17 protein-coding genes and 2 pseudogenes are annotated in these 16,303 nt (G+C 68.1%); 10 read left to right on the top strand and 9 right to left on the bottom strand.

Annotated elements, in window-relative coordinates:
- Positions 1-123: 123 nt before the first annotated feature.
- Both C1708_RS20805 and C1708_RS20800 read left to right on the top strand, forming a co-directional pair.
- Positions 124-941, top strand: a protein-coding gene (locus C1708_RS20805; RefSeq protein WP_502696076.1) for an IS5 family transposase whose coding sequence is annotated in 2 segments (ribosomal slippage) — positions 124-471 and positions 474-941 — 816 coding nt in all. Because the reading frame shifts where the segments join, the coding sequence is not laid out codon by codon here.
- Positions 942-991: 50 nt separating this feature from the next.
- Positions 992-1,809, top strand: a protein-coding gene (locus tag C1708_RS20800) for an IS5 family transposase (protein ID WP_106414089.1) whose coding sequence is annotated in 2 segments (ribosomal slippage) — positions 992-1,340 and positions 1,340-1,809 — 819 coding nt in all. Because the reading frame shifts where the segments join, the coding sequence is not laid out codon by codon here.
- A 32-nt stretch (positions 1,810-1,841) separates the two neighbouring features.
- Here C1708_RS20800 and C1708_RS20795 read toward each other — a convergent pair.
- From C1708_RS20795 to C1708_RS20765, 5 genes are all read right to left on the bottom strand, one after another.
- Complete coding sequence (locus C1708_RS20795; RefSeq protein WP_106414088.1) at positions 1,842-2,255, bottom strand: hypothetical protein; 414 nt, start codon at positions 2,253-2,255, stop codon at positions 1,842-1,844.
- A gap of 509 nt (positions 2,256-2,764) precedes the next feature.
- Positions 2,765-3,040, bottom strand: a complete 276-nt coding sequence (locus C1708_RS20785; RefSeq protein ID WP_106414087.1) for a DUF7848 domain-containing protein — start codon at positions 3,038-3,040, stop codon at positions 2,765-2,767.
- The gene (locus C1708_RS20780; RefSeq protein WP_241911298.1) at positions 3,033-3,404 is read right to left on the bottom strand and encodes a hypothetical protein; all 372 of its coding nucleotides are present in this window, start codon (positions 3,402-3,404) and stop codon (positions 3,033-3,035) included. The genes C1708_RS20785 and C1708_RS20780 overlap by 8 nt, the downstream gene beginning before the upstream one ends.
- A 126-nt stretch (positions 3,405-3,530) precedes the next feature.
- Positions 3,531-4,802 (bottom strand): helix-turn-helix domain-containing protein, encoded by a 1,272-nt coding sequence (locus C1708_RS20775; protein WP_241911297.1) that lies wholly within the window; start codon positions 4,800-4,802, stop codon positions 3,531-3,533.
- Positions 4,803-5,360: 558 nt separating this feature from the next.
- Positions 5,361-6,242, bottom strand: a complete 882-nt coding sequence (locus tag C1708_RS20765; protein WP_106414084.1) for a GntR family transcriptional regulator — start codon at positions 6,240-6,242, stop codon at positions 5,361-5,363.
- Between the two features lie 164 nt (positions 6,243-6,406).
- Here C1708_RS20765 and C1708_RS20760 point away from each other — a divergent pair, with 164 nt between their 5' ends.
- The gene (locus tag C1708_RS20760; RefSeq protein WP_106414083.1) at positions 6,407-6,760 is read left to right on the top strand and encodes an SCO3933 family regulatory protein; all 354 of its coding nucleotides are present in this window, start codon (positions 6,407-6,409) and stop codon (positions 6,758-6,760) included.
- A 32-nt stretch (positions 6,761-6,792) separates the two neighbouring features.
- Positions 6,793-6,945, top strand: coding sequence for a hypothetical protein (locus C1708_RS34035; protein WP_157951283.1), 153 nt, complete (start codon positions 6,793-6,795; stop codon positions 6,943-6,945).
- A gap of 258 nt (positions 6,946-7,203) precedes the next feature.
- On the opposite strand, the gene C1708_RS20745 is transcribed toward C1708_RS34035, so the two are convergent.
- Entirely contained in the window at positions 7,204-8,127 is a 924-nt protein-coding gene (locus C1708_RS20745) for an IS3 family transposase (RefSeq protein ID WP_106413699.1), read from the bottom strand.
- Complete coding sequence (locus C1708_RS20740; protein WP_106413700.1) at positions 8,124-8,432, bottom strand: transposase; 309 nt, start codon at positions 8,430-8,432, stop codon at positions 8,124-8,126. Before C1708_RS20740 ends, C1708_RS20745 begins: the two co-directional genes overlap by 4 nt.
- Positions 8,433-8,501: 69 nt before the next feature.
- Between C1708_RS20740 and C1708_RS20735 the strand changes: the two are divergent.
- From C1708_RS20735 to C1708_RS20710, 6 genes and pseudogenes are all read left to right on the top strand, one after another.
- A pseudogene (locus C1708_RS20735) lies at positions 8,502-9,698 on the top strand (FtsK/SpoIIIE domain-containing protein); the annotation flags it as partial.
- Positions 9,699-9,737: 39 nt separating this feature from the next.
- On the top strand, positions 9,738-10,505 hold the full coding sequence (locus C1708_RS20730) for a DUF2637 domain-containing protein (RefSeq protein ID WP_106414081.1): 768 nt from the start codon (positions 9,738-9,740) through the stop codon (positions 10,503-10,505).
- 151 nt (positions 10,506-10,656) lie between these two features.
- Positions 10,657-12,087: a replication initiator gene (locus tag C1708_RS20725; protein ID WP_106414080.1), complete on the top strand. Its 1,431-nt coding sequence runs from the start codon at positions 10,657-10,659 to the stop codon at positions 12,085-12,087.
- The gene (locus C1708_RS20720) at positions 12,087-12,314 is read left to right on the top strand and encodes a helix-turn-helix domain-containing protein (RefSeq protein WP_198602549.1); all 228 of its coding nucleotides are present in this window, start codon (positions 12,087-12,089) and stop codon (positions 12,312-12,314) included. The genes C1708_RS20725 and C1708_RS20720 overlap by 1 nt, the downstream gene beginning before the upstream one ends.
- A complete protein-coding gene (locus tag C1708_RS20715; protein ID WP_106414079.1) occupies positions 12,314-13,621 on the top strand; it encodes a tyrosine-type recombinase/integrase in 1,308 nt (435 codons plus the stop codon). Before C1708_RS20720 ends, C1708_RS20715 begins: the two co-directional genes overlap by 1 nt.
- Before the next feature lie 1,076 nt (positions 13,622-14,697).
- Positions 14,698-14,925 (top strand): annotated as a pseudogene (locus C1708_RS20710) (site-specific integrase); the annotation flags it as partial.
- Positions 14,926-15,032: 107 nt separating this feature from the next.
- On the opposite strand, the gene C1708_RS20705 reads toward C1708_RS20710, so the two are convergent.
- Together C1708_RS20705 and C1708_RS20700 are read right to left on the bottom strand one after the other, a co-directional pair.
- Positions 15,033-15,782 (bottom strand): transposase family protein, encoded by a 750-nt coding sequence (locus C1708_RS20705; protein WP_106414078.1) that lies wholly within the window; start codon positions 15,780-15,782, stop codon positions 15,033-15,035.
- 165 nt (positions 15,783-15,947) lie between these two features.
- Positions 15,948-16,298 carry a DUF7674 family protein gene (locus C1708_RS20700; protein ID WP_106414077.1) on the bottom strand — a complete coding sequence of 117 codons (351 nt, stop codon included), beginning with the start codon at positions 16,296-16,298 and terminating at the stop codon, positions 15,948-15,950.
- Positions 16,299-16,303: the final 5 nt, after the last annotated feature.

Genomic DNA, 16,303 nt, shown 5'->3' with positions numbered 1-16,303 from the left:
TGGCAGGTTACGGAGGCTCCAGGCCGGCGTCACCGCCGGCCTCTATACTCACGTCCGGCTCCGCATCCGGCGCTAAGAGCTTGTCTCACGTGGTGTGAGGTTGATGCGGCATGATGCTGTGCCATGGGTGTTGGTTTGTCGCAGCGGTTGGTTCCTGACGAACTTTGGTCACTGGTCGCACCGTTGCTGCCTTCGTTCGCTTCCCGTCCGCAAGGCGGAGGCACGGCCCCGGTGGATGAGCGGGCGGTGTTCACGGCCGTGGTGTACGTGCTGACCAGCGGCTGTGCCTGGCGGCACCTGCCGGAGACATTTGGCGTCTCGCCGGCCACCGCCCATCGCCGGTTCTCCGCATGGACCAAGGACGGGCTGTGGCGGCGGCTGCACCAGGCCGTTCTGGACGAACTCGGCGCCCGTGGCGAGGTGGACTGGACCTCGGCGATCGTGGACGCGGCCTCCGTCCGCGCGAAAAAGGGGGATCGCTGACCGGGCGCAATCCGGTCGACCGGGGCAAGAAAGGCAGCAAGCTCCATGTCCTGGCCGACGCCCAGGGCCTCCCTCTCACCCTTGGCGTCTCCGGCGCGAACGTCCATGACAGCCAGGCGCTCCTGCCGCTGGTGCTGGGCATACCCGCCATCCGCTCCCGGCGCGGCCCCCGCAGACGTCGGCCCGGCAGGCTCCGCGCCGACAAGGCGTACCACTCCGCCGACAGGCTGAAGTGGCTGCGCGAGCGGGGCATCGTCCCGCGCATCGCCCGACCCGGCATCGAGTCCAGCGAGCGTCTCGGCCGGCACCGCTGGAAGATCGAACGGTCGATCTCCTGGCTCTTCGGCTACCGCCGCCTGACCGTCCGGTACGAGCGCAAAGGCAGCCACTTCCTGGCCTTCCTCGGACTCGCAGCGGCCCTGACCTGCTACAAGAAACTCGCAAAACTCACCACGTGAGACAAGCTCTTAGACCGTGTCCTACGTGGTGAGGCGTCGTTGAGTTCGGTATGGGGCGGGGTACGTGGAGTTGGATTGTTCCGGACGGACTGTGGGAGATCGCGAAGCCGCTGATCCCGCCGTCGAAGGTGCGGCCGCAGGGCGGCGGAACGCAGGACACACCTGATGAGACGCTGTTCGCCGCGATCATCTATGTCCTGGTGTCCGGCTGTGCTTGGCGGGCACTGCCGCCCTGCTTCGGCATCTCGAAGTCGACCGCGCACCGTCGGTTCCTGATCTGGTCCAGGGCCGGCGTCTGGGGCCAGCTGCATGAGGCCGTGCTGCACCGCCTGGACGACGCGGGTCTGGTCGATGTCACCCGCGTCGTTCTCGACACCGCCCACGTGCGGGCTAAAAAAGGGGCGAACACACAGGTCCGAGCCCCGTGGACCGGGGCAAGCCGGGTTCCAAGATGCACGTCCTGTCGGACGCGAACGGCCTGCCCCTCCTCGTCGGCGTCTCGGCCGGCAACGTCCACGACAGCGAAGGACTGAAGCCGATGGTCGAGGGTCACCAAACGAGACACGACCCCCACCGAGGCCGGTACTTCAAGCCCCAGCGCCTGCATGCGGACAAAGCCTACGACCGCGCCGACCTGCGTAGATGGCTCCGGTGGAAGCGAATCGGCGTGCGTATCGCCCGCAAAGGCATCGAGTCCAGCGAACGATTAGGGCGGCGCCGCTGGGTCATCGAGCGCACCATGTCGTGGCTCTCCGGTTACCGCCGACTCAGCCCTCGCTACGAGCGCGATCCCCGCAACTACCTGGCCTTTCTCGGACTTGCCGCCGCCCTGTGCTGCTACAAGCGACTCGTCCGCCTCACCACGTAGGACACGGTCTTACTGACGCGAACCTTCAAGAACTATTCGAGCAGTGCCACTTCAAGGTGGTATTGCCGCCGCAGGTCATCCACTAGCCGCCTCCGCGCAAATTTCACCACGCCGCGCGCCCACCAGGATTCCGCAGAGATCCTTGGGAACGCATCTGGCATCAGGAGTGCGCGGAATCTTGCGTCTATCGCTTCCACTTCTGCGCGAAGTAGCGCAAGCTCGGGAAAGCGTTGCAGTTCCGCAGCATCAAGAGCTCGCGCCAGCGAATCCCTCGACGTCAGATCATTGAAGTAGTCTTCGGCGTCATCCCGATAGCCCTGTTCGCAACTTTCGACGAAACCACGCCAGCGAGACAGGAGTGCCTCCGGTTCAACGTCACGCCACCGACCAGACTCTCTGACGAAGTTGGAGAACGCGTCACGGAAGTCCCCAGTGTCTTGAGTCATCGGGCCGCCTCTCTCTGGAAGTATGCGAGCGGATCATCTGGCCGGAAATAGGTCGTGATGGTATTCCCGTCTCTCATTCCAATTCTCCCTTGGGAGTCCATTCGAATGATGACACCGTCACTTCTGACAGCTTCACGTGCAGCAGCGGGACAGCTACCGGGACACATCAGCGCCTGCGCGTCCGCGACGTATCTTTCAAATCCATCATCCGTATCGTATTCCGGCATATCAGGCCTACGGGTCGGATTCCCGGAATCATCGAGCCCCAAGACATGCTTGTCATATTTCTCGTCCGCAACCCCAATCTTGAAGTCACAGTTGCTGTTGTGAACGAGGACCGGAGTCTTCCCTGCCAGCACATAGTACGTGTGCTACGCGGTACCCCTCTACCTGCTTCTTCGCTGGTCAGCGTGGGTTTTGCGTTCCGCTGGTGTCCGTGGTTGTGCGTAGAAATCCGTGGGCGTTGCCGTCGCTACTGCCGTCAGGAGGCGCGGGCGTCGGGAGGGTCGCTACTGCCATGCGCCGGGCTCGGCTCGGAGGGTGGCGCGGGTCGTGCGCCGATAGAAATCGTGGCCGGTCTGGGCGCAGTGCTCGGCGATCCAGCGCGTCAGTTCCTCCTCGGCGTGGAGTTCGCCGGAGGTGGCGCCGCAGTCGTGGTCTTCTCCGGTGACGCAGATGGCCTCGAAGGTGGGCAGGGTCATCGGGTCCACCACGGCGGTCACGTGGTACTCGCGGAAGCGGTAGCGCCTGCGGACCGGGGTGCCGGTGGTTGCGGAGTCAGACATGCTCGGCCGCCTCCTCCTGCGGGTCCGGGATGCGCTGTCCTCGCGATTCGGCCACCCGGAGCGCGTCCGTCAGGGCCTCGGCCAGTCGGCTGGCCAGCCAGCGGTACTCGGTGGCCGACAGTGCCCGCGCGCCGGGGGCCAGGGCTTCGCGGGCGTGCTCAAGCAGTTCCTCGCCCATGCCGAGTTGGACGGCTTCGATGCTGTCAGCGAGTGTGGACAGGTAGCCCCTGCCGTCGGTGCTGAGGTAGCAGGGGTTCCCGTCGGGGGTGGTCCAGGGAAGTAAGCGGGGGCCGGCCACGCCCGTCGCCGCGTCATACAACTCCCTGCGTCGCATACGGTCCGCGTCGCTCCTGGAACTGCTCACCGTGCACTCCTGGCGTGGGTCGCTGATAGGGCACGGCGACCGTAGCCGTCTGGGTGATCGTCACTCCATGCAAGCAGCAGGGCAGTTCGCGGCGCCGGGTCTGCGAACTACCACGCAGCGTGGTGGCTATCCGACAACGTCGAGGTAGGCGGCCATGTCCCGCATCTCCGTCGTCAGGGTGCGCTTCCGCTTGCTCAAGATCTCCTGCATGGTCTCGGCGGCCGAGTTCTGGTGCCTGAGCCATTCGGGGGCGGCTTCCCGGACCCGGGTCAGTTCGTCCATCGCCGCCGACAGGTCTCCGGTGCGGGTGTGGGCACGCGCGACGTCGAGGGTGAAGCGGTTCCCGTCGTTGGTACTGGGCCTGCCCAGGCGCTTCCACGCCCTGGGCGACAGCGCCTCTTCCTCGTCCGCTTTCCGCACGACCGCGCGGGCATCCCCGATGACCATGGAGTCTTCGAGTGCCTTCAGAGCAGCGGTGACGGGCCCGAAGACGGACCAGTGCCGGGAGAGGTTGCGGTGCGCGGTGCCGACGGCGGTTGCCGCCACCCGCGCCGCCTTGCGGTACTCCTTGGCTTCGTCCGGGCGGTTGTTCCGAGCGGCTGCGGCTGCGGCCTCCATGGCGAGCCCGCCCCATACCGCGTAGTGGTCCGGCTCGGCCCCGGTGATCTTCGGCTCGACCGCGTCCATGCTCTCGGCGGCGATCCGCTCCGCCTCGTCCAGTCGGCCCTGACGTACCAGCAGCCAGCACATGCCGCCGACGCCCGAGCCTGCCGCGAGCAAGTCTCCGCTCTGCTTGGCGTCCGCGATGGCGCTGTTCAGGGCCGCGTACGCGATGTCGTACTGCCTCACCTGAGTGAGGTAGGTGCCGGCCAAACGCAGCGCCTCGGCCCGGGCCAAGAGGGCTTGCCGGTGCTCGTCGCCGTTGTCGTAGTAGGCCACGGCCAGGGAGGCATCGCGTAGCAGGCCGGGAAGCTGGGCGGCGACGCTCTTGTAGCTGTCGGAGAAGTACAGTTCCCGCGCGTCTCGTACCGTACGGCTGAAGGTACGCAGGTTCGGTTCCTCGCCTGCGACTTCCGCGGCCTGGTCCACGAGTCCGACGGCCGGGGTGAGCACGGCGCGAAGCTGGATCAGGTTGAGCCGGTTCGGCTCCTCGGCCCGCCCTATGGGTTCCGGCGCGTCCGGCGCCATCAGCGCGGCGGTGGTCACTCCCAGTGCGCGGGCGAGGGTGTGCAGCGTCTCCATGCGGATCGTTCCGCCCTGTTCCACCTTGCGCACTGTGCCCGGTGACACGCCTGCGGCGTGGGCCAGTTCCTCCTGGCTCATCCCGGCGCGACGCCGGTACTTGCGGACGTTGTCGGCCAGTTCCGTAGTCATCCCGTTCACCACCTCCAGCGCCACGGTACGCCGGACGGGCGCATCAACCGGTGGCTATCCGGCAGATACCCGCCACAGAGCGATCACCGCCCCCGCACGGGGCCGGGCTCCGGCAGAACCGCCGCCTGAGCGGGTGGGGTCCCTCGTCGGTCGGGCAGCTTCGCCATGCCAGGGTTCTCCGGGGGCCGCCAAGGCTCACATCGTGACGCGTGCGCTCGGCCTTGGCGGCCCTCGGGGGTTCCTGGTACGCCTCCGGTGACCGGGCGACGAGGGACCCCACCCGCGACCCGCGACCACTCACCACGACGATGCCGCACCCGGCATTCGGCCCCCTGCCCCTCGGAGGGAGGGCCGGGGTCTGGGGCAGTGCCCCAGAAGGCTTCGCTGCGTGACTGTTGCGCGCCCGGACCGGCGGGGCCGACGGCAAGCGGGGCGGAGACAGGAGCGGGCGGCGGCCCCGCCGGGCCGGAGCGCGCGCGGGCCGCGTCAGCGGGCCGCCTTGATCAAGTAAAGAAACTTTGAACAGCTCGTCTCGGGTTGCATCACGAGCGCTTCGTGCCCTGATGCTGCGTCCAGCCGGGTTCAGCGTCGGCGCTTGCCTTCGGCCAGGCGATCGAGGAGGCGTTGGGCCTTGGCGGCGTTCTCCTCGGGCGTGTAGTTGCCGCTCAGGCGCTTGCGCTGTTCCATGACCGCTCGCATGACGTCGCGGTGAATGGTCGCGGCTTCGAACTCGGCGCTGGCCTTCGCGAACCGCTCCTCGGCGGCCTCCAGTTCGGCGGCAACCTCGTCGTCGGTCTTGCCGCTGAGCCGTACGGCTTCCTCGTCTGCCCGGCGCTGAGCCGCCATCTCCTCCAACGACTCGTTGTAGCGCTTGAGGAATTGCTCGCGGGGACTGAGCTGGCGGACGAACACGCCCCGGCCCTGCACGGAGTAGATCAGCCCCTCGTCCTTGAGAAGCCGCAGGGCGTTCTGCGCGGTGGAGTTGGCGATGCTGAACTGATCTTGCAGTTCACGGGCGGACGGAAGCTTGGCGCCTGGTGCCAGCCGGCCGTCTTGGATCTGCTTGCGCAGTGCGTCTGCGGTCCGTACGTACGGGGGGCGTGGATCGTCGGCGGGCGCGGTCTGCCAGCCGCGTTGGAGATCGCCGAGACCTGTGTACGCGGGGTCGGATTCGCCGGGATCGGTCGTGTGGTCCGCCGCGGCCTCCGTCGCCGCTTCGGCCGGCGCTTCCTGAGGGCGCACGTAGCTGCCCCGGCCCAGGACGGAGTAGATCAGCCCTTCGTCCTTGAGGAGCCGCAGGGCGTTTTGGACCGTGGAGCTGGCGATTCCGAAGCGCCGTTGCAGCTCGCGCGCGGAGGGGAGCCGCTCGCCCGGGCGCAGCTCGCCGTCATGGATGGCGGCGCGCAGGACGTCGGCGGCCTGGACGTACGGCGGCCGGGGGTCCTCTCCCAGGGGCAGCTTCATGGCACGAGGGTAGCGGCGGCAGCACTCACGGCACACCTGGGCGTCCTCGGCGTTCCAGCCGTATCGCCGTAGCGATACGAATCGACTGTTGCGGGTGTAGCGAGTGTGCCGCTATGGTCATGGCGAGTCGATCAAGCGACTCCATCGAACGAGGACGTGATGGCATGGCCATGACCCGTATCCGTGTTGCTCTGCTGCCGTCGGCGGTGTGCATCGCGGGCACCGATCCGGTGCTGAAGATCAAGGACCAGCAGACCGGGGAGGTCGCCACCGACCGGGAGACCGGGGCGTCGCTGTACACGGTGACCGTGATGCTCATGGAGGACGGCCGTGCCGAGGTCCTGAAGATCACGGTCCCGGAGACGGGCCTGGCCGCCGGGCTCAAGCCGGGGGCGATGGTGCGGCCGGTGGAGCTGTTCGCGACCCCGTGGGCGCGGATCTTCAACGGTCAGCTCTCCGACGGCGTCGCCTACCGCGCCGCCCGCCTGGAGCTGGTGACGGCGGAGGCCGCCCAGTGATCCGCTTCGGAAATTCCGCGCCGGAGCGGGCGTTGTCTCCGCTCCGGCCCCTGCCGGGGTCCGAGGGCAAGGCCACGTTCTCCGTCTCGTCCGCCGTGCTCGATCTGCTCGGCCTGAGCCCGGAGCAGGCGGCCCGCCTCGACCTGGGCGACATGTTCCGCCTGATACGTGAAGAGGGGGCCTGACATGGAAGCCGTCACGGGATACGTGTCGTACGCGCTGCCGATCGCTACGGCGCTGGTCGGTGTGTGGCTGCTGGTGACGGTGGTTCGCTACGTGCGGGCCGACCGGGGCACGCGGGCCAGCATGCGGCAGGCCGTGCGGGTGCGCTGGGGTTGGGTACGGCTCGCGCGGATGGCCGGGCTGACGGTCACCGACAAGACCCCGGGCCTGCTCGCGCAGATCACCGCGCTGAGGTTCCCCCGTTGCTCGGGAGGGGCTGATCAGCTGGTCAGGGCAGGTTGGCGGGGTTTCAGGTTCGCTCGTTCGGTCGCTGCCTGCTTGGCGTAGTGCTTCTCTTCGAACTCGAGCGGGCTGAGGTAGCCGAGGCGTTTCTGGATGCGCCGGCTGTTGTAGAACCCGTCGATGTACTCGAAGAGTGCGAGGTTCGCCTCGGCCCGGGTGGCGAAGGTGCGGCCGCGCAGGCCCTCGGTCTTGATGAGCATCCAGAGGTTCTCCGCGAGGGCGTTGTCGTAGGAGTCCCCGACGGAGCCCATGGATGCCTCGATTCCTGCTCTCATCAAGCGTGTTGTGAGCTTCACGGACGTGTACTGGCAGCCGTGGTCCGCATGATGGATCAACTGCCCGGGTTCGACCTCGCGGGAGGTGAGGGCGTACTCGAGGGTGGTCAGTACGAGGTCGGCGTCCGCGCGGGCGGCAGTCTCCCAGGCCACCACCCGGCGGGAGAACGCGTCCCTGATCGCCGACAGCCACAAAGGTCCCTCGCCGGTGGGAATCATGGTGAGGTCGGTGACCCACAGCCGGTTCGGTCCGTCCGCGGTGAAGTCGCGTCTGACCAGGTCGGGGGCGAGCTCGGCGTCCCGGTCGCGGCGGGTGAAGCCCTTGCCCGTCCGACGAGGGCTGATCCCGGCGAGGCCGGCTTCGCGCATGAGCCGTTCGACTCGTTTGCGGCCGACGAGGACGCCTTCCCTTTTCAGGACGGCATGCACGCGGGGCGAGCCGTAGATGCCTCCGGAGTCGGTGTGGATCCGCTGGATCTGCCCGGTCAGCTCGGTGTCCCGGCGGCGCCGTTCGCACGGCTCCTTCGCCGCCCGGCGCCACCGGTAGTAGGTGGAGGAAGGGATGCGCAGTTCCCGGAGAGTGGGCTCGACCTCCAGGTGCTCGTGCTCGTCGAAGAGCGCGGTCACCCGGGCCGGGTCGGGTCGAGCTGTGCCGCGAAAAAAGCCGAGGCCGTCCGCAGGATCTCGTTCGACCGCCTGAGCTGGGTGTTCTCCTTGCGCAGCGCGGCCAGCTCGGCGCGTTCGTCGCTGGTGAGCAGATCATCGCGTTCGCTGGCGTCGGCTTCGGCCTGGCGGATCCAGCCGCGCAGGGCCTCGTGATGGACACCGATCTCCTCGGCCATACGGCGGATCACGGGCTTCGGCTCCGCGGCGCGGTACATCCGCACCGCACGCTCACGCAACTCCAGTGGGTACTTCCTCGGGGCAGGCATCAACAGGGCTCCTCTCGGTGAGTCCTATCTGACCTGCTGTCACCGCCCTCCGCATCTCGGGGGAACCTCACGCAGAAGGACAGCCCTCCGCCTGCTCCCCGGGTCCTGACGCCGAAGATCAAGGTGAAGCCGGACCAGTTCGGAGTCATAGTGCGGGCCAGGACGCTGCCGCAGGTCGGACTGGAGGAGTACCAGAAGTCGGCCCGGTTCCTGGCGGACGCCTGGCGGTGCACGCGCGTGTCCGTACTGCCGGACGGCCCCGGCAAGGTGGCCATCCGGGGCGTGCGCTCCGATCCACTGACCACGCCGACTACCCACCGGCCCACCGGCCGACCACTCACGGACCTGACACGCTGGGAGCTGGGCGTGGACGAGTACGCCGCGAAGGTGTGCGTGTCCCTGGCCAACGTGCCCGGGGTGACGGTGGCCGGCGTCCCCGGTGCGGGCAAGACCTCGGGGGTCAACAAGTTCGTCTGCGACTTCGCGCCCTCTGCCGCCGTGCAGATCGCGACTGCGGACGGCAAGGTGTCGCGGGCCTCGGAGGGCGACTACGCCGACCTGGTCAAGCGGATGTTCGCGTTCTGCGGGGATGACCTGGACGAGGCGAACGCGCTGTTCAAGCGGCTGGTGGAGCTGCGCAAGCGGCGCTCGGCGACCATCCGGGACGTACTGGGCGTGAAGAACATGTGGCACCTCGGCCCCTCTCCGGAATGGCCGCTCACCGTCCTGATCATCGACGAGGCGCACACGTACTTCCGCGAGTACAAGGGCAGCGACCCGACGACGAAACGTTTTGCCGCGCTGACGGCGGAGAACGCCCGGCTGGTGGAGGACCTGGTCAAGAAGGGCCGCAGCGTCGGCATCCTGGTGATCCTGATCAGCCAGAAGACCACCGGCGACGCCATCCCCACCTTCATCCGCGACGTGTGCCCCATCGGGCTCTCCTTCGCGCAGAAGACCGTGGAAGCCGCGGTGGCCGCGCTGGGTGAGGACATCCGCAACTGGCCCGACTCCAGCCCGGTCACCTTGCAGGACCCCGCCTACGTCGGCGTCGCCGTGATGGCGATGCAGGGCCGCCCCGGCTACACCCGCATCCGCACCCCCTACGTCTCCGACGCCGACGCCGCCCGCATCGCGGAAGCCACCTCCCATCTGACCGCCGACCCCGCTCTGTGCCTGGACGCCCTCCTCGACACCACCGGCCACACGAACCCCGGCGACGACGAAGGACCAGACGGCCCGGCCATCCCCCTGTCCAAGCCCTGAACGCCCCCGATCCCCACGCCCCGAGAGGAGGTCCCGCGCATGGCGGAGGAACGGTTCACCCGGCGCACCGTGACCACTGTCATGGCGGTCATCGCGGCCCTGGCCTTCGTCTTCTCCTTCGGCAACGTCTGGGCGCTCGCCCTGCGCCTCGGCGTCCCCCGCCCAATCGCACCGCTGATCGCCCCCATGGTGGACCTGTCCGTCGTCGGCCTCCTGGTCGCGCTCCGGTACCTGGCCCTGCGCGGCGTCCCCAAGACGGAGCTGAAGGCCGGCACCCGGCTACTGCACCTGTGCGGGCTGCTCACCCTCGCGCTGAACACCGCCGAACCCCTGCTGACCGGACGCTACGGGCGGGCCTGCCTGGACACCGTCGCCCCGCTCCTGCTCCTGGGCTGGGGCCACGTCGGCCCCGCCTTCCTGGCCCACTTCCACACCGCCGCACACCTGGAGGACGCCAACGCAACTACCCCGGCCCCCGCGCCCATCGCCGAGCCGGTGCCCACTACCGCGCCCGCTCCCGAGACCGCTCCCCCGGCCCCTGAACCGGTCCCCACCACGACACCTGCGCAACCTCCGGCCGAAGCACCTGCCGTGATGGAGGCGCCCGACTCCGCCCCCGCCCCGCCCGTCGCCAAGGCCCCTGCCACCGGCCCTCGCCCGGCCCTGCCCGCCGCACTGCTGAGTGCTGCCCGGCGCATCGCGGACACCCACCACGCCGAGCACGGAACACCGGTCACCGCCGCCCAACTCGCAACCCGCATGGGCATCGCCCTCCCGGTGGCCACCGCCGCCCTCGCTCAGCTCTAAGCCCCGGCCCTCACCGGCCGCATCCCCCTCGCTCAACCCCACGCCCACTCGATGGGCCTGGTTCGTCATGCCCCGAGCGGCGCCACCACCCCTCTTCACCTGGCTGGTTGCTGCTCGGGGCCACCCACCCGACAGAAGGGACACGCCCCGAATGGTCACCCTGGACCTGCGCCACGTGGCAAGCCCCGCCGTGCGGGACCTGCTGAACCTGGTCAACCACCCCGACTTCGACCGCGCACAGCAGCAGATCGAACGCCTCGGCGGCTGCACCGAACCCGTCCACCTGACCGGCCAGAGCACGACCGTCGACACCATGACCGGTGAGGTGCTGCGCTCCTACACCACCGACACCGAGCCCACCGGCAGCCTGCTGACCACGTGCGGCAACCGCCGTGCCTCACGCTGCCCGGCCTGCTCCCGCCTCTACGCCGCCGACACCTACCACCTCATCCGCGCCGGCCTCTCCGGCGGCAAGACCGTCCCCGAGGCCGTCCGCACACACCCCCGCGTCTTCGCCACCCTCACCGCCCCCTCCTTCGGCCCCGTCCACAACCGCCCCGACGCCCGGCCCTGCCGCTGCGGAACCCTCCACGAACCCACGGACCCGCTGCTGGGTACGCCGCTCAATCCGGCGACGTACGACTACGCGGGCGCGGTCCTTTTCAACGCCCACGCCGGAGCCCTGTGGGCCCGATTCACCACCTACCTGCGCCGGGAGATCGCCGCCCGACTCAGCATGACCCAGAAGGCCGCCAGCGAGGTGCTGCGCGTCTCGTTCGCCAAGGTCGCCGAGTATCAGAAACGCGGCCTGGTCCACTTCCACGCGGTCATCCGCCTCGACGGCCCCGACGGCAGCACCCAGCCTCCACCGCCCTGCGCCACCCTCGGCGTCCTCGCCGACGCCATCCGGGCCGCCGCCTCGCGGGTCCGCGTCACGGTCGAGTCGGACGCGATCGGGGAGCGCGAACTCGCCTGGGGCGAACAGCTCGACGTACGCGAAATCGCCGCCTTCGGCACCGACACCGAACTCACCGATCAGGCCGTGGCCGCCTATGTCGCCAAGTACGCCACCAAGTCCGCCGACGCCTCCGGCACCCTCGACCGCGCCCTGTTCTGCCGCCCCTGCCAGGGACGCGGCGCCACCCTCCTGCCCCACGGAACCCCGCTCCCCTGCACCGCCTGCGACGGCACCGGACAGTCCCGGCCCCTGCCCCGACTCGCCGTCGCCCGCCACGTCCGGCAGATGATCCGCACCTGCTGGGAGCTCGGCAGGCTGACCGAGTTCGCTCACCTCAAGCTCTGGAAGTGGGCGCACATGCTCGGCTTCCGGGGCCACTTCTCCACCAAGTCCCGCTCCTACTCGACCACCTTGGGCGCGCTGCGCGACGCCCGCCGCGCCTGGCGCACCGAACAGGCCCGCGCCCACGCCGGCCTGCACGAGCCCGACCCGGACACCACCCTCGTCGTCGGCCACTGGGCCTACCTCGGTTCGGGCTACAGCCCCGGCGCCGCACTCCTCGCCGCCGCCGTCTGGCACCGCAGAGAACTCGCCCGGCAGTTCATCGCGGAAGGGGGCTGCTGATGACCGCGCATGCACCCACCGCATCCCACCAGGAACTGAGTGCGCCGGAGGAACTGCTGACGGTGCCGCAGGTCATGGCCCGCCTCCAGCTCGGCCGCTCCGCCGTCTACGACCTGCTCCGCACCCGCCAGCTGGCCTCCATCACCCTCGGCCGGGCCCGCCGCATCCCCGCCCACGCGCTCGCCGACTTCATCCGCACCCGCCTCGAACAGGAAGCCGCCGCCTGATGACCACGCCCCGCGACATCCCCGCCTCCCGCCGTACCCGCGCCAACGGTGACGGAACGGTCTACCAGCGCAAGGACGGCCGCTGGGAAGCCGCCGGATACGTCCTCGCCCCCGGCAACACCAGCAAGCGTGTCCGCGTCTACGGCGCCACCCGCAAGGAAGCCCTGGCCAAACTCACCGAGAAGATCGCCGCCAGCAACCGCGGCCTGCCGGTCCCGTCCGCGCAGGGCAGTCTGGCCGCGTACCTGACGTACTGGCTGGAGAACGTCGCCGTCCACCAGCTCCGCGAGAACACCCACACCCGCTACACCGCCTGCGTCAACCGCTACCTGATCCCCGGCCTCGGCAAGAAGAAGCTCACCAGGCTCACCGCCAGGGATGTCCGGACCTGGCTCGACCAGCTCCGCACCATCTGCCAGTGCTGTGCGCGCGGCATCGACGCCCGACGCGACCAGCCCCGCTGCTGTGCCGCCGGCCAGTGCTGCCACAAGGTGCTCTCCCCGCTGACGCTCGCCTACATCCATTCCGTGCTCAAGTCCGCCCTGGAGCACGCCGCCCGCGAGGAAGAAATCCCGCGCAACGTCGCCCGCAACGTCCGTACCGGCACCCCACGGCCCCGACGCTTCGAACCTCTCACCGCCGACGAAGCCCGCCAGTTCCTCGCGGCCACGCGCGGACATCGGTTGCACGCGCTGTTCGAACTCGCCCTCCACACCGGACTCCGCAAGGGCGAACTCCTCGGCCTGACCTGGGAAGACCTCAACCTCGACGCGGCCACCGCCGCGATCAGCCGAACCTTGCAGCGCACCGCCGCAGGCGGGCTCATCACGCTGCCCACCAAGACCCGGGCCTCCGAGCGCCGTATCGCCCTTCCCAGCCGTTGCCTCCACTCGCTGAAGCTTCACCACGAACAGCAGCAGCGAGAGCGGGAGGCCGCAGACGCCTCGTGGCAGCCCAGCGAACACGTGTTCACCACAGCGCAGGGCCGACCCATCGACCCGACCAACCTCACCCGTGCCTTCGCCACGCTCCTCCGCAAGGCCGGCCTCCGCCGCATCCGCTTCCACGACCTCAGGCACTCGACCGCCACCCTGCTCCTGGAACAGGGCGTCGAGCTCGTCGTGATCAAGGAACTCCTCGGCCACGCCCACATAGGCGTCACCGCCACTGTCTACGCCCACGTGAGGCTCCGCCTCCAGCGCCAGGCCATCGACACCCTCAGCACCGCGCTCAACGACCCGGCGATCACCGGGACGGCCAACGGCGACGGCGATGAACCGCCACCCTGCGTCGCAGCCGTCCGCTGACGTTGCCGTCAACTACTGCCGTCACCCCTGCAGAAGCCCCGCCAGGGCCCACCTGACGGGGCTTCACTTTGCAGTTCGGAATTGCGCGGGAAGGTCGACACCCTCCGGCGGAGCAACGCCCTCACGCCTCGTGCGAGAAACAGGCGAGGCCCCCGAATAGAGCCTCGCCTGTTCCTGCGGGCGTCAAGGAGCTACTTGCCTTCCCCCCTCAGCAAGATCTGAACCTTTGACGGAAATTGCGGATCATCCACCATTACCGAACAGATCACAGAGCCACGGAACCCCGCGAATTGCATTCGGGCGTATTCGTTTGGGTCGTGCAATACGAGCCACCCGGATGGACACGGGAGTGGCACCTCAAAGAGGTTCGCAGGAAGCACCGCAGGTGGAGTCGACTTCCATACCTCGCATTCGACAGGACCGTCGACACTGGCCTGGACGCCGAAGATGAGTGAACTACCCTCTCGATACCAACTGCTTGACGTCGGGTCCCAGTCGCTGACGTCGTCGTCACTTCCCGCGTCCCGCAAGATCAGGCAGCCGTGATCGATTTTCGCCAGGAATGCAACCACAGGGCTATTAGCTACCATTCCTTCTTACTCTTTCCTTGTGAAAGTTGCGAGACCACCCCACCCTGCCGCCTAGCACAGGGCAGACAGTGAGGATACGCCGTCTGAGGAGATCCTGGAGCGACGAGACTAGACGGCGGCTGGTGATCTGGAATCCAGTCCCCGTCCTTGGTACCGGGGGTCGTGGCATCGCAAGTGTGGCAGCCGTACTTTTTTCCGGCTTCGTTGATCAGGTCTCGAACGCCATCTGCTTCAATGTCGCCGTTCTCCAGCCCTACTCCCTCTCGGGCATTCGGACCAGCACCCAGCGTCAGATCGCACTTCTGACCTGGCGTTGCATTGTGAACGAGTACCGGCGTAGCCCCCGCCAGCACATAGTACGTGTGCTACGTGGTCCCCCTCTACCTGGTTCTTCGCTGGTCAGCGCGGGTTTTGCGCTCCGCTGGTGTCCGTGGTTGTGCGGGGAGATCCGTGGGTGTTGCCGTCGCTACTGCCGTCAGGAGTCGCTCGACCGCCACCTTGCTCCTGGAGCAGGGGGTTGAGCTGGTCGTGATCAAGGAACTTCTCGGCCACGCCCACATCGGCGTCACCGCCACCGTCTACGCGCACGTCCGACTCCGCCTCCAGCGAGACGCCATCGACACCCTCAGCACCGCACTCGGCAGCCCGGAGACCACCAAGACGGTCAGCTCCGACGGCGACGAGCCGCCACCCTGCGCCGCCCTCGTCCGCTGACGTTGCCGTCAACTACTGCCGTCACCCCACTCAGAAGCCCCGCCAGGACGCACCTGGCGGGGCTTCATCTTTGCTGAGGCTATCTGACTTGAGTGCAATGAGCTTCTTCAGCGCTGCCGCTCCAGGGTGAGGACGGCTTTGGCGATTGACGTCATGCGGTTGGGGCTGCACCGGGACCTGCGGAAGATGCGCCAGGACTTCAGGCGGGCGACGCCGCGTTCGACCGGTGCCCGCGTTGCGGCCAGGGCCCGGTTGACGGTCTTCTCGGTGGGGGTGAGTTCCTGCAGCGGTTTGCGTTTGATGCCCGTGGTCAGCCAGGGGCCGCCGCCCTGGTAGGCGAGATCGGCCAGGAGGGCGACACCCTGGCGCTCGCAGATGCGGATGATCCGGTGGGTGCGGGCGGCGGTCAGGTCGTGCGCTCGGCCCGGCAGCGCGGGTGAGAGCCACAGCAGCCGGCCGCCCGGATCGGTGACCACCTGCACGTTTACCCCGTGCCGGCGGTGCTTGTGGGAGTAGTCCGCGCGTGAGTCGCCGACCCGGTCGCACTCGGCGAGGGTGCCGTCCAGCAGGACGAAGTCGGGGCCGGCCTCGCGCAGGACCTTCAGCAGGCCCGGCGCGCGTTCGGCGAGCAGGTGGATGACTGTGCTGGTGTAGGCGTGGGCGGTGGACTCGCTGATCCCGAACCCGGCAGCGATCTTCGCCAGGGTGACGTGTTCGCGCAGGTACACCAGTGCCACCATCGCGCGCTGAGACGGGCGGAGCTTGCAGCGCCGGTCGCCCTCACGGGTGACGATGAGCATGGTGACCCACTCGACCAGGGCGTGGGGCAGGTCGAGTGCGGCAGGATAGATGACCAACGAGGCCCCCGAGCAGTGTGGTTGAGACGTCAGACATCTCGATCAACTGCCTGGGGGCCTCGCTCGTTGCGGCTCGCGGGCCGTCACCTGATCGGTGGCCACCTCGAAGAAGCTCAATGAAATCGCTTTGAGCAACCACGTCTTGTGACTCAGCATTCGCAGAGTTTAACGCTCCGTAAACATCTTACGGAGATTCCCCGTCAGGTGTTCACGAATGCGGAACCCCTCTTGACCAGAGTAAGGCAGGTTTTCAACAAACGAAACCCTGACCAATTCCCTGACTGCGCAATCGCCATGCACGTACGCATCCTCGATGAAATCGATCAACCGAATCCCGGTGGCTTCCTCGGTCGAACTCTGGCCAGCCTCACTGAACAAACCTACCGCCCATCGGACGACGTCTGCCAGGAAAACGTGGGAGAGGAACTCTTCGTAGAACTCCACATGCTCGGCATGCAAGCTCTCAAGCTGTGGAAAGTTCTGAAGGAGGCCATGAAAGAACTGATCTTCGTTCATCTCCG

The organism is Streptomyces sp. DH-12, assembly GCF_002899455.1.
Lineage (GTDB): Bacteria > Actinomycetota > Actinomycetes > Streptomycetales > Streptomycetaceae > Streptomyces.
This window is presented reverse-complemented; position numbering and strand designations above follow the sequence as displayed.